This is a genomic window from Dyadobacter linearis, from assembly GCF_907165045.1.
In the GTDB taxonomy this organism is placed as follows: Bacteria; Bacteroidota; Bacteroidia; order Cytophagales; family Spirosomataceae; genus Dyadobacter; species Dyadobacter linearis.
Window position 1 is genome coordinate 162,700 of the sequence record NZ_CAJRAU010000006.1, and the last position, 11,706, is coordinate 174,405.

The window sequence follows — 11,706 nt, forward strand, 5'->3', positions numbered from 1 at the left end:
ACTTCAACGGAAATATAACGAAAAATACCTCTGAATATTAACTAACGGATTCAATTCTTTGCCGTTTTCAAGATGCTCCGCAAGCTGCCTCGCAAAAAACGGTCCGAGCGTTACTCCCTTCGTTCCTAACCCATTGAATATAGCCACATTAGCATGATCCGGATGGATACCAATCAGCGGGCGGCGGTCTTTCACGGAGGGCCTCACTCCCGCGCTGGCAGAGGTAATCCGATAAGGTATCCTGATCAAAGCTTCCAGTTTTTCATTTATTTCCGCTGTCCCCGAATCAGTCGGTTCCCAGTCGAGCGGATCCCAGGAATACGTCGCTCCTACCCGCATTGAGTGCTCCTTTACCGGCAACATGAATATTCCCTGATTCACAATATACCCGGGCAATACCTGATCCGTGGCCACTTCCAGGATCTGACCTTTAACCGGCGCAAACGGCAGCCACTCAAAAAACGGATTATTTACACCAAAAAATCCCTGACAAAAAACAACTGTCCCAAAACTCAAATCCTTCCAGAATACACTTTCCGGCTCAACCCGGAGATCGGCAAGAGCGAATGTGGATTCCATGTAACTATCTAATTCAGAGAGCAACTCCCTGCTCTTTTCCAAAAACAAAGGCAGATCAACCCAGCCCGCCTGGATCACTTCCAAACCACCAAAGCGTGACTCGACATAATGCGATAAATCAGTTCGGTTGTCGGCGGCAATGTAGGGTGAAATGGAAGGGTCGGCTGTTTGAGCGAGATACGTATTCTGCTCTTCAATCGATCGGAACGGACGAAAAATGGGTGTGGAATAGATCAATTTACAGTTTAACCTGCTTTCAAGGTCACCGTAGAATTTTTGGGCATAAGGAAAAAGATCGTCTGCAAGCCAGGTTTTTACCAGCTTTTTGCCGGTTAGAGGATTAAAAATTCCGGCGGCTACTTTGGTTGAAGAAGGCATGGAAGAATCGCCGATCACTAATACCTTTTTCCCCATTTCCAGCAAATGCAAAGCCAGTGAGGTACCAGCGAGGCCTTGCCCGACAATCAGATAATCGTAGTCTTTTGGAGTCATTGCTGGATCTTGCTGGCATTTCGGCGACGTAGCGAAAGTCCGATCTGCTCGTCGGCTAGGCGTACTACCAATTCCACCTGCTCGTCGAGTGTCATCAGTGAATTGTCAATATAAACAGCATCTTCCGCCTGCCTGAGTGGACTTTCGGCGCGGTGCGTATCAATGTGATCGCGCATTTTCAGATTTTCGGCGATTTCGGCCAGCCCTACCAGCTCGCCCTTTTCCAAAAGCTCGGTTTGCCGGCGCTGGGCGCGGATCAGCGGGTCTGCGGTCATGAAAATTTTTAGTTCGGCCTGCGGAAAAACGACAGTCCCAATATCTCGACCATCCATAACAATACCTTTCATTTTCCCCATTCGCTGCTGCTGCGCAACCAATGCGTGCCGGACTTCCGCAATCGCGCTCACGTCGCTTACTTTTTCAGAAACATACATTTTCCGGATTTCATCTTCCACATTAATACCATTCAGATAAGTATCATTGCGGCCCAGCTCGGCGTGGCGACGGAAGGAAATTTGAATCGAGTTGAGCGCCTGTTCTACTTCCTTCGGGTTCGTAAGTGTAATATGGTTTTGTATAAAATAGAGCGTCACCGCCCGATACATGGCGCCTGTGTCGATATAAGGATAGTTGAGCTGCTTTGCAACCTGTTTTGCAGTTGTGCTTTTGCCACAGCTGGAATAGCCATCGATTGCAACAATGATTTTTGGCATAGTTTAGTGAAGTAATTTCTGGCCGCAAAGAAAATTCACAGAGCAGAAATGAGAATATCGTGAACTATGCAAAAATAGAGGAAAGTACCAGCCGAGGTCTTTTTTCAGCCAAGTTTTTAATCGTAAAAGAAATTATCACAGAGCGAGCCTGACAAACAAATGTTCATCTAATACGACTCCGTTTTTGATAATAGCTTTGTGATGAACTGCTTCCAGCTCGTACCCTGCCTTTTCGAGCACGCGTTTGGAAGCACTATTTGTTTCAAATACACCTGCAAACAATCTGGTAATGGAGGTATTTTGAAAGATCCAGTCGGTCATCTGAACCAATGCGGCGGTAGCTATATTCTTTCCCCAGTAAGGTTCGCCCAGCCAGTAGCCGATCTCTGCATTATTACGATAAATGTCTTCCTGGCGCAGCACACCTATTCCACCCACAAATTCGTCCTGATAAAAAACAGCCCGCTGAAATGCGTTTGCATTTACTTTGCTGCACATATCGATCCAGTAATGTGCATCGGCGAGCGAGTACGGACTCGGGAAATTATCCCGGACGTGGGCCGCTATTTTCGGGTTATCCGCAAGCAAAGCCAGCCGATCGACCATATTCCGATGAAATTGTCTCAGCTCGACCTGCTCTTGCATTTTTTAGAAGTCTTCAACCAAAAATATCACCATACTCCGGGCCCCGTGTGCGCCTACCACCAGTGACTGCTCAATATCAGCGGTTTTCGACGGACCAGCAATAAAACATCCCCAACCGGTGGTATCCGTCAATCGCTCGTAGGCGTCGTGCATATTGTTCACGATCGCGCTTCTGGGTATTGCCAGTGCCAGATTTTGGGTGATAAAAGGCAGAACGCGGTGTGGAAGATAATTGTCCGAGATCCACACCGCCCCATTTTCAGCGACACCGAATTCTGCTTTTAAGATCAATATCTCGATCATTTCCAGCTCGTGCGGATCCGCTACATTTAAACTGAAATCCGCCCAGATATTTAGCTCGGGAATGGTCGTGGCTTTATTTACAACCCCCTCATATAATTCACCCGCCTTTACAGCCAGTTCTTCCCAGTTTTTTACAATAACAACTTCGGTGTAAATAGCGGTCAGCGTTTCGATAAACTTGCTTTCCGTATCTTCATATTGACTGTCAAAGCGGATATTAGCCGGCAGCGAAGTGCGCTCAGGCTTGTTCAGCCGGATCTTGCGCAGCATTTCTTCTCTTGTTTGCATGTTACTCTTTACGGTTACGAACGTACCAGTCACGGAAACTTTCCTTCGGCGGCTCCGGCATATCCCGCTGCTTGTACCAGGGATTCAGGCTGTTATTGACCATAAATGGAACGGTCCGCATCACCGACCTGCCCAGCCTCCCCGACCACTGGTAAAAACGCGGCTGCGATAATACCATCGACATCGCACGGATCCCAATTCCTTTTGTCTGCGGCACGTGCCCGCCTTTCGCCAGTACCTGCCTCCATTTATATAGCTGATCGTGAATATCGATTTTGACCGGACAAACATTGGAGCAGCTTCCGCATAAAGTGCTTGCAAAAGGCAGATCGGCGTTTTTGGTCATATCCAGGTTAGGCGCCAGGATCGAACCGATCGGGCCGGCCACCGCATTGTGGTAGCTGTGCCCGCCGCTTCTGCGGTACACCGGACAAGTATTCATACAAGCGCCACAGCGAATGCATTTTAATGAATTCCGGAAATCTGCGCGCCCAAGTTGGGTAGTACGCCCGTTATCCACTATAATAATATGCATTTCCTGACCTTCACGCGGCTTTTTGAAGTGACTGTTATAGGCAGTAACGGGCTGACCGGTAGCACTTCGAGCCAGCAATCTCAAAAATACGCCCAGATGCTCCTGCTTAGGGATGATCTTTTCGAAACCCATACTTGCAATATGAATATCAGCCAGATGCGCACCCATATCTGCATTCCCTTCATTGGTTGCCACTACAAAAGCGCCTGTATCGGCAACTGCGAAGTTGACGCCTGTTAATGCCGCACGGCGGGTCATGAATTTGTCACGTAAATGCTGACGCGCCGCCTCGGCGAGGTATTGCGGGTCAGTGGCGCCGGCTTCCGTTCCAAGATGTTCGTGGAAAAGGTCGCCGATATCTTTCTTCTTTAAATGTATAGCCGGCAGCACAATGTGGCTCGGCGGCTCATTCCGGAGCTGCACAATCCGTTCGCCCAGGTCAGTATCAATTACGTCAATTCCGTTTTTCGATAAAAACTCATTCATGTGACATTCCTCGGTCAGCATGGATTTGCTTTTTACCATGGCGGTAATGCCGTGTTGTTTGAGCAGGTTCAGTACAATTTCATTGTGCTCTGCCGCATTGGCGGCCCAATGTACGTGTACCCCATTCTCTTTTGCCTTTTGCTCAAACTGAACAAGCAGCTCGTCCATTGCCGACAAAACGTAGTTTTTGATCTGCGATGCCGTTTCTCTCAGCTCTTCCCATTCGGGCAGCAACTTGGAGGATTTGTCCCGTTTCTGGCGCACAAACCATAGCGTTTCATCGTGCCAGTCTACGTACGGTTCATCCCTGTTGAAGACTTCCGAAGCCTCGGAATGCTCCATGATTGTTTTAGACATAGTTATCTTAACAATTTAGTAATAGTACTTTTAAAAGAATAAGAATTGTACTTTTCACATTCGTTGCATTATTTGAAGTTTTGAATTTGTTTAAAGAACAACTTTCAAAAATTAAAAAATTTCCTATTTCATTGTAATGCAATATCTTATACTTTTGAATCACAAAGTTTTTCGATCGAAGATCGGAGTCTTAAATAAAGTTTAGTTTAACTTTTTTTAGACACATTAAAATTTTCACTCCTATGAAAACCAAAAACACTCTCATTATCGCAGCCTTAACAGGCTTACTTCTATCAGGTTCTGCCTTGAATTCATTCGCGCAGGACACCAACGTATCTGTTGAAAACACAAAGTCAGCTTCTGACAACCTGAGCATTCTTCAGATTAAACCAATGCAATTCCGCGTTTCATATAATAACCCGGTTTCGAACACTGTTGCAGTGCGGATCCTGGATACTGAAAACAATGTTCTGTTCTCAGAAAACAAGCGTGTCAACACGAACTATCTGAAATATTTCGACTTATCGACCCTGAATGACGGTACTTATACCTTCGAAATCACGGACGGAAAAGAGAAAGCTTCACAATCGTTTGACATTTTGACTACAACCAGCCGCGTTGTTTCTTCAATCAACTAACAACAAGCTGTTCTCAGATTCTGATTAGCGTGGTACGCCACGCCTTCCGTAAACTTTGTAAATGCCGGGACTCACACGATGGGTTCCGGTATTTGTTTTTTTACCGCACTATTAAGAATTTCAGCAATGTGCTTGATCTGCACATTCGAGTTACTTCTTTTCAAAATCCCGCCTAAATGCATCAGGCAGCTCATATCCGAGCCGGTAATATATTCTGCATTGTGCCTGATATGGTCCGCTACCCTGTCTTTTCCCATTTTGACAGAAACTGCTTCTTCACTCACACAAAAGGTCCCGCCAAATCCGCAGCATTCGTCAGTCCTGTCCAGATCGATCAGTTCCAGTCCTTTTACCTGTTTCAATAAAAAAACCGGCTTCGAAAAGGGCGCTGCATTCAGCTCAGACATTTGTGAAAGATGCAGCCCGCGCTGACCGTGGCAACCCTGATGCAGTCCGACCCTGTACGGAAACTCGGCTTCTATATGTTCTATTTTTAAAATATCAGTCATAAACTCAACGAGTTCATACACTCTTTTTCTGAGCACTTTTGATTCGTCGGCCCTGTTATCTGCCTTCAAATGCTCTTTGATATGCAGTACGCAGCTTCCAGAGGGTGAAACCACATAGTCACAATCCGAAAACAGATCGAAAAAAAGGTTATCGCATGGACGGGCGAGATGCTCGAAACCGGAGTTGGCCATCGGCTGCCCGCAACAGGTTTGATTTGTTGGAAATGTAACCCGGCAGCCCAGCTTTTCGAGTAATTCAAGGGTAGCGATTCCTACCTGCGGATAAAACTGGTCCACGTAGCAGGGAATAAATAATCCGATTTTGAGGCTTGAGTAGTTCATTTTTACCAGAATTCAATGGTGGCAATTATAGGATAGTGATCGGAAACGCCGGGATAATTTCTAAGCACTTTATAGTTTTTAATGCGAACCTTGGTATTAAGCAATGCAAAAATATAGTCGAGCCGGTCGCCGGGAAGTCCCTCGTTCCAGGTCTGCAATTGTGATCCCTGCGCCGCGTCCTGCCAGTTTTTCCGGAAAGAGAAGTACGGCTGTTCGTTCGGTCTCGCGCCCATATCCATTCCGATCAATACCGGCTGAATGCTGTTGACGAGCATTTGGTTAATGTAAGCCGCCTGCAACGCCCTATCCATGACCGACGCATATTCCAGTCTCGAATTACACATCCGGAACGTGAGTCCGCGCACCGGGTTGACCAATCCGCACAACAACACTTTCGGATCTGCGCCGGCGGTCGTAGGAAGCTGAATGGTCTGGGTATTTTCGAAATGCCATTTAGACAAAATCCCCACTCCCTGCGACCCATTTTCCGACCTGTCGGCTTCACCGTACACATAATGCATTCCGGTTTGCACAGCAATTTGCCGGAGCTGGAACTGCGTTTTTCCTTTATCAACCAGACTATCAACCGCTTGCAATGCGATCAGATCAGGTTTATGGTCTGCAATAATTTTCAGAATATCCCGCAGATTCGACTCCTCGTCCATATTCAGTCCATGCCGGATATTGAAGCTCATCACTTTTACCTCCAAGGCACGGCGGGGTTGTGACGCAGATAAGCTGCACGATATGATTGTAATGAATAAAAAGTAGCCTAATCTGCTCAACCTGCTCAATTACTGGTACACAATCCGTTTTCTTTTATGGTCAGAGGGCAAATATCTGGTTCATCAAAACCCACTTTTCGCCAGGTTTCGCTTCGGGCAGCGCCTGCTGATATTTCCACATCAGCTGCTCCCATTCCTGGACTTTCTCATTCGCCGCATCCATTTCTGCTTTCTTTTCAAAACTAAAATCGTCTTCCGTTTCCATGATCATAAAAAGGCGGTTGCCGAGCCGGTAAATATCCATTACCGTAATGCCCGCGTCGCGTATGCTTTTCTCGATCTCCGGTCTGATCTGCTTATGGTAACCTTCGTATTCGCTGATCATTTCAGGATCATTGACCAAATCCACGGTAAGACAGTATCTTTTCATTTTTATTAAATATCAAGATTGTAAAAATCGACTGCATTCTGTCCCATTACGCGCTTCGCCTCAGAGTCTGAAAACATGCTCAGATAATCGGTCAGAATACCTTTTGCACCTTCGTATTCGGCGGCTACCAGACAAACCGGCCAGTCGGAGCCGAACATCAGCCGCTCAGTACCAAATGCTTCAAAAACAACATCGAGGTAAGGTCTGAAATCCGCTTTCTCCCAGTTTTGCCAATCTGCTTCGGTTACCATTCCAGACACTTTACAGCTCACATTCGGAAGCTCGGCCAGTGCCCGTATATCGTCGGCCCAAGGTTGCATTTGCCCATTTTTGATCAACGGTTTGGCAATATGATCAAGCACGAAATGCACATTAGGTAGCTTCACAGCGAAGTTGAATGCCTCTTTCAGCTGATTTTGATGGATCAGAATATCGTAAGTGAAATCAAATGCGACCAGCTGCCCTACTCCTTTTATAAAATCAGGTTGTAGTAAAAAACCTTCCGGCTGCCCCTGCGCTACGTGCCGGAACCCTTTCAGCTTTTCAAACTGAGAGTACTTTTCCAACTTATCATACAGATCCGCTGAAAACAGATCCACCCAGCCCACTACACCTTTTACAATATCATTCGCTTCCGCGAGTTGCAGCAAAAATTCAGTTTCCGAATCCGTGGAAGAAGCCTGTACCGCCACACAACCGTTTACGCCATTCGCTTTTAACACCGGTTTGAGATTTTCCGGCAAAAAGTTTTTGCGGATCACCCCCATTTCCGGCGTGATCCAAGAATCCCGCTCCTCATCAAATATCCAGAAATGCTGGTGGCTGTCGATTGTCATGATTTTGTTATTTAGTAGGTCATTAATTGTCATTAGTGGTCATTATTGGTCACTTGTTGTCATTGGTGGTCAGTGGTGGTTGGGTATTGTTATAAATTAAAGCAACAAATGACCCAATGACAATCAGTGACTATAAATGACAATCAATGACTATCAATGACTATACCTGACTCCTACTCCACCCCACCGCTTCCTGCTTCTGGCTTCCCAATTTCTCAATACCCAGCTCTACTACATCTCCTGGTTTCAGATAAACCTGCGGCTTCATGCCTAATCCAACTCCTGCCGGCGTTCCGGTGGTGATCATATCGCCCGGGAGTAATGTCATGAACTGGCTCAGGTAGCTGATCAGGAATGGTACCTGGAATATCATATCCGAAGTATTGCTGTCCTGGATCTTTTTTCCATTGAGACTCAGCCACAGATCGAGTGCATTCGCGTCGCCCACTTCGTCTGCCGTGACCATATATGGCCCGATCGGCGCGAATGTGTCGTTACTTTTTCCTTTCACCCATTGCCCGCCACGTTCCATTTGAAATGCGCGTTCGGAGTAATCGTTGTGAACTGCGTAACCGGCCACATAGTCAAGCGCGTCACTTTCTTCGACATAACTTGCTCTTTTACCGATAATTACGGCCAATTCTACTTCCCAATCCGTTTTTTCAGAATTTCTTGGAATAACAACCTGATCGAAAGGACCGCAAATCGCGGAGGTGGATTTGAAGAAAACAATAGGCTCCTTCGGCAGTTCGGTCGCGCCGGATTCGTAAGCGTGCTTGGCGTAGTTCATTCCAATGCAAACAATTTTGGAAGGACGCGCAATGCAGGAACCGTATCTGAACCCGTCTTCTACAACCGGCGCACTGGCTGCATTGGTATTCAGCCACTCGGACAAACGGTTCAAACCGTCCGTCGCAAAGAACTTTTCATTGTAATCCTCGCCGAATGCAGAGACATCTATTTTTTTACCGTCAGCAAGTTCAACACCTGGTTTCTCCTGCTCAAAAGCACCAAATCGGAATAGTTTCATGTTTTTTTTGGCCGTTAGCTATTAGCGGTTAGCAGTTAGCTATTGACCTTTATAGTTTATTAATCATTTCAAATTCAACTCAGCTAGAAGCTATCTTTTAAGAGCTAAAAGCTAATATCAAATAGCTAACAGCTAACAGCTAACATCCCTCTCAATTATTCAACTTCTCAAATCCTCCGTCGATCAGATAATCGCAGCCGGTGATGAAGCCAGCTTCGTCGGAGCAGAGGTATAATGCCAATGCGCCGATTTCTTCGGGTTTCGCCATTCTGCCGATCGGTTGTGTTTTGGAGAGTTTTTCAAACATTTCTTCTTCTTTGCCGGGATAATTTTTAGCAATAAATCCGTCTACAAAAGGAGTATGTACCCGCGCCGGGGAAATGCTGTTGCAGCGGATTCCGTCGTGCAGGTAGTCCCGCGCGACCGATAATGTCATTGAATAAACCGCTCCTTTTGCAGTAGAATAGGCAAAACGATCAGGTATACCCACGGTTGCAGCGATAGAAGCCATATTCAGGATCACACCACCGCCATTGGATTTCAAATGCGGAATAGTCGCCATCAGGCAGTTGTAAACACCTTTAACATTGACACTTAAAATCCTGTCAAAATCAATTTCGGAAGTAGTGTCCGCCTTACCAATATGCGCGATCCCGGCATTATTTACCAGAATATGAATAGGAGACGCGGTGGCGATCGCATTGATCACATTTACCACATCGGCTTGTTTGGAAATATCGAGCGCGTGCGCTTCGGCTTTTCCACCGTCGGCTGTGATCTCATTTACAACCTGATTAGCGAGTTCCAGATTGAGCTCTAATATATGTACCGTAGCCCCCTGCTTTGCAAAGGTTTTCGAGATCGCGAGACCAATGCCGCTTGCGCCGCCGGTTACAAGCGCTGTTTTTCCACTTAAATCAAACATGCATTAATGATTAGTATTTAAGAAAAAGGCCTTTTTTGACGATATCTACCTCGTTTTATCGTCAATTGATGCTATTCAAAATCAAAGTGACACCCCGCGTTTCCATGGAATGAAGTCGTCCTGACCCAGTTGCTGCGCTTTCGTTAGCTCCCCGCTGGCCACTTTGATGACGTATTCAAGTAATGCTTCGGCGTTCTGTTCGATACTCTGCGTTCCGTCCACCACCGGCCCGCAATCGAAATCGATCACGTCGGGCATTCGGTTGGCTAGTGACGAGTTGGTCGCTACTTTGGCTACCGGGCAAATCGGATTACCTGTTGGTGTTCCTAAGCCAGTTGTAAATAGGATAATGTTAGCGCCCGCGGCAGTTTGTCCGGTAGTCGCTTCCACGTCATTTCCCGGTGTACAAACCAACTGGAGTCCTGGGCCGGTCGCTCTTTCAGTGTAGTTCAAAACGTCGGCTATGTACGCGTTTCCGCCTTTTTTGGCAGCGCCGGCAGATTTAATCGCATCGGTGATCAGTCCGTCCTTAATATTTCCAGGAGACGGATTGAATGCAAATGCAGAACCAACTGCCTCGGCCTTACCGGCATAATCACGCATTAGTTTCTCAAACTTCGCCGCCTTTTCTTCGGTCACGCAGCGGTTCAGCAACTCCTGTTCTACGCCATTCAACTCAGGGAATTCAGCGAGTAAAGTTTGTCCTCCGATACCAACTACCAGGTCGGATAAATGTCCTAAAACCGGGTTTGCGGATATTCCTGAAAAACCGTCTGAACCGCCACATTTTAATCCAACTGAAAGTTTGGAAAGTGGCGCTGCTGATCTTTCAAACTCATTTATCTTGGTAAGTCCCAAAAACGTTTCCTTCGTCGCACCTGACATCAGCGAGTACTCGGTTCCTTTTTGGTGTTCAAATGCAAAAAATGGCTTATTGAAATGTGGATCACGCTTTTTGATCTCGTCTTCCAACGTTTTCAGTTCTGAATTTTGGCAACCCAAACTTAAAACGGTAATGCCCGCAACATTCGGGTGTACCGCATAAGCTGCAAAAAGTGCGCATAAAGTATTGGCATCGAGCCTGGTACCGCCGCAACCGCCTTCGTGCGTCAGGAATTTCACGCCATCCACATTTTGAAAAGGACGTTCTGGTTTCTTTTTTGCGGCAACCGGCGCGTCTACAAACGGTTGCAAATTCCGGATCGTCCGCATATCGCCCTGCTGATACAAATGCAGAAACTCCCGCACCTGATCGCGGTAAATATCGGTTTGCGCATAGCCCAGCTCGCGTTCAAATGCATCTTTCATGATCAGAACGTTGCGATTTTCGCAAAAAACGAGCGGCACTACCAGCCAGTAATTATAGGTACCCACGCGCCCGTCTTCTCGATGATAACCGTTGAAAGTGCGGCCAAGCCACTTGCTCACATCAGGTTGCGTATAGGAATATGGCTGGCGATTAGCAGTACTGTAATCGTGCGCGTCGTGTTTCAAATTGAAGGTTGTGATCGGCTCGCCGCGCTTGATCGGCTGCGTCGCCCGGCCCACCAGCACGCCATACATAATGATCGCGCCGCCTGTTTCAATATCTTCTGTAACAAACTTATGCTTCGCCGACACGCCATATTGAAGGTCGTAAGCAGCGCCGTCGAGCGATACCTGGGAACCCGCAGGCTGATCCCGCAACGCAACTATTACATTATCAGAAGGATGTACTTTTAAAAGCTGTGAAGCCATAATTTATTTACAATTAATACAGATCAGGATAGTGAATGATATTGAAATCTATCAACAAAACAACATAATATTTCAATACTATAAATGAATATGATAGCAAATTTTTCAACTATATTGGCATATATTAAGGCATTAC

13 protein-coding genes are annotated in these 11,706 nt (G+C 46.5%); 1 reads left to right on the forward strand and 12 read right to left on the reverse strand.

Annotated elements, in window-relative coordinates:
• Positions 1 to 3 precede the first annotated feature (3 nt).
• The 5 genes from KOD92_RS19905 to KOD92_RS19925 form a co-directional block, all read right to left on the reverse strand.
• On the reverse strand, positions 4 to 1,071 hold the full coding sequence (locus KOD92_RS19905) for an NAD(P)/FAD-dependent oxidoreductase (RefSeq protein WP_215235350.1): 1,068 nt from the start codon (positions 1,069 to 1,071) through the stop codon (positions 4 to 6).
• On the reverse strand, positions 1,068 to 1,784 hold the full coding sequence (cmk, locus tag KOD92_RS19910) for a (d)CMP kinase (protein ID WP_215235351.1): 717 nt from the start codon (positions 1,782 to 1,784) through the stop codon (positions 1,068 to 1,070). The genes KOD92_RS19905 and cmk overlap by 4 nt, the downstream gene beginning before the upstream one ends.
• Positions 1,785 to 1,919: 135 nt before the next feature.
• The gene (locus tag KOD92_RS19915) at positions 1,920 to 2,429 is read right to left on the reverse strand and encodes a GNAT family N-acetyltransferase (protein WP_215235352.1); all 510 of its coding nucleotides are present in this window, start codon (positions 2,427 to 2,429) and stop codon (positions 1,920 to 1,922) included.
• A 3-nt stretch (positions 2,430 to 2,432) separates the two neighbouring features.
• Positions 2,433 to 3,020, reverse strand: a complete 588-nt coding sequence (locus KOD92_RS19920) for a LutC/YkgG family protein (RefSeq protein ID WP_215235353.1) — start codon at positions 3,018 to 3,020, stop codon at positions 2,433 to 2,435.
• Between the two features lies 1 nt (position 3,021).
• Positions 3,022 to 4,398, reverse strand: a complete 1,377-nt coding sequence (locus KOD92_RS19925) for a lactate utilization protein B (RefSeq protein ID WP_215235354.1) — start codon at positions 4,396 to 4,398, stop codon at positions 3,022 to 3,024.
• A gap of 242 nt (positions 4,399 to 4,640) precedes the next feature.
• Between KOD92_RS19925 and KOD92_RS19930 the strand changes: the two genes are divergently transcribed.
• On the forward strand, positions 4,641 to 5,036 hold the full coding sequence (locus tag KOD92_RS19930) for a hypothetical protein (RefSeq protein ID WP_215235355.1): 396 nt from the start codon (positions 4,641 to 4,643) through the stop codon (positions 5,034 to 5,036).
• A gap of 71 nt (positions 5,037 to 5,107) precedes the next feature.
• On the opposite strand, the gene KOD92_RS19935 is transcribed toward KOD92_RS19930, so the two are convergent.
• The 7 genes from KOD92_RS19935 to KOD92_RS19965 form a co-directional block, all read right to left on the reverse strand.
• Complete coding sequence (locus KOD92_RS19935; RefSeq protein ID WP_215235356.1) at positions 5,108 to 5,887, reverse strand: (Fe-S)-binding protein; 780 nt, start codon at positions 5,885 to 5,887, stop codon at positions 5,108 to 5,110.
• A 2-nt stretch (positions 5,888 to 5,889) separates the two neighbouring features.
• Entirely contained in the window at positions 5,890 to 6,597 is a 708-nt protein-coding gene (locus KOD92_RS19940) for an endonuclease/exonuclease/phosphatase family protein (RefSeq protein ID WP_229254767.1), read from the reverse strand.
• A 115-nt stretch (positions 6,598 to 6,712) separates the two neighbouring features.
• Entirely contained in the window at positions 6,713 to 7,042 is a 330-nt protein-coding gene (locus tag KOD92_RS19945; protein WP_215235357.1) for an L-rhamnose mutarotase, read from the reverse strand.
• A gap of 5 nt (positions 7,043 to 7,047) precedes the next feature.
• Positions 7,048 to 7,878 carry an amidohydrolase family protein gene (locus tag KOD92_RS19950; RefSeq protein WP_215235358.1) on the reverse strand — a complete coding sequence of 277 codons (831 nt, stop codon included), beginning with the start codon at positions 7,876 to 7,878 and terminating at the stop codon, positions 7,048 to 7,050.
• Between the two features lie 160 nt (positions 7,879 to 8,038).
• Positions 8,039 to 8,908, reverse strand: a complete 870-nt coding sequence (locus KOD92_RS19955) for a fumarylacetoacetate hydrolase family protein (protein WP_215235359.1) — start codon at positions 8,906 to 8,908, stop codon at positions 8,039 to 8,041.
• 151 nt (positions 8,909 to 9,059) lie between these two features.
• Positions 9,060 to 9,833 (reverse strand): SDR family NAD(P)-dependent oxidoreductase, encoded by a 774-nt coding sequence (locus tag KOD92_RS19960; RefSeq protein WP_215235360.1) that lies wholly within the window; start codon positions 9,831 to 9,833, stop codon positions 9,060 to 9,062.
• 81 nt (positions 9,834 to 9,914) lie between these two features.
• Positions 9,915 to 11,570, reverse strand: coding sequence for a UxaA family hydrolase (locus tag KOD92_RS19965; RefSeq protein ID WP_215235361.1), 1,656 nt, complete (start codon positions 11,568 to 11,570; stop codon positions 9,915 to 9,917).
• Positions 11,571 to 11,706: the final 136 nt, after the last annotated feature.

Bases quoted from the DNA above. Each gene is read 5' to 3' on its own strand.
- KOD92_RS19905 (WP_215235350.1), bottom strand. From the start codon at position 1,071: ATGACTCCAAAAGACTACGATTATCTGATTGTCGGGCAAGGCCTCGCT.
- cmk (WP_215235351.1), bottom strand. From the start codon at position 1,784: ATGCCAAAAATCATTGTTGCAATCGATGGCTATTCCAGCTGTGGCAAA.
- KOD92_RS19915 (WP_215235352.1), bottom strand. From the start codon at position 2,429: ATGCAAGAGCAGGTCGAGCTGAGACAATTTCATCGGAATATGGTCGAT.
- KOD92_RS19920 (WP_215235353.1), bottom strand. From the start codon at position 3,020: ATGCAAACAAGAGAAGAAATGCTGCGCAAGATCCGGCTGAACAAGCCT.
- KOD92_RS19925 (WP_215235354.1), bottom strand. From the start codon at position 4,398: ATGTCTAAAACAATCATGGAGCATTCCGAGGCTTCGGAAGTCTTCAAC.
- KOD92_RS19930 (WP_215235355.1), top strand. From the start codon at position 4,641: ATGAAAACCAAAAACACTCTCATTATCGCAGCCTTAACAGGCTTACTT.
- KOD92_RS19935 (WP_215235356.1), bottom strand. From the start codon at position 5,887: ATGAACTACTCAAGCCTCAAAATCGGATTATTTATTCCCTGCTACGTG.
- KOD92_RS19945 (WP_215235357.1), bottom strand. From the start codon at position 7,042: ATGAAAAGATACTGTCTTACCGTGGATTTGGTCAATGATCCTGAAATG.
- KOD92_RS19950 (WP_215235358.1), bottom strand. From the start codon at position 7,878: ATGACAATCGACAGCCACCAGCATTTCTGGATATTTGATGAGGAGCGG.
- KOD92_RS19955 (WP_215235359.1), bottom strand. From the start codon at position 8,908: ATGAAACTATTCCGATTTGGTGCTTTTGAGCAGGAGAAACCAGGTGTT.
- KOD92_RS19960 (WP_215235360.1), bottom strand. From the start codon at position 9,833: ATGTTTGATTTAAGTGGAAAAACAGCGCTTGTAACCGGCGGCGCAAGC.
- KOD92_RS19965 (WP_215235361.1), bottom strand. From the start codon at position 11,570: ATGGCTTCACAGCTTTTAAAAGTACATCCTTCTGATAATGTAATAGTT.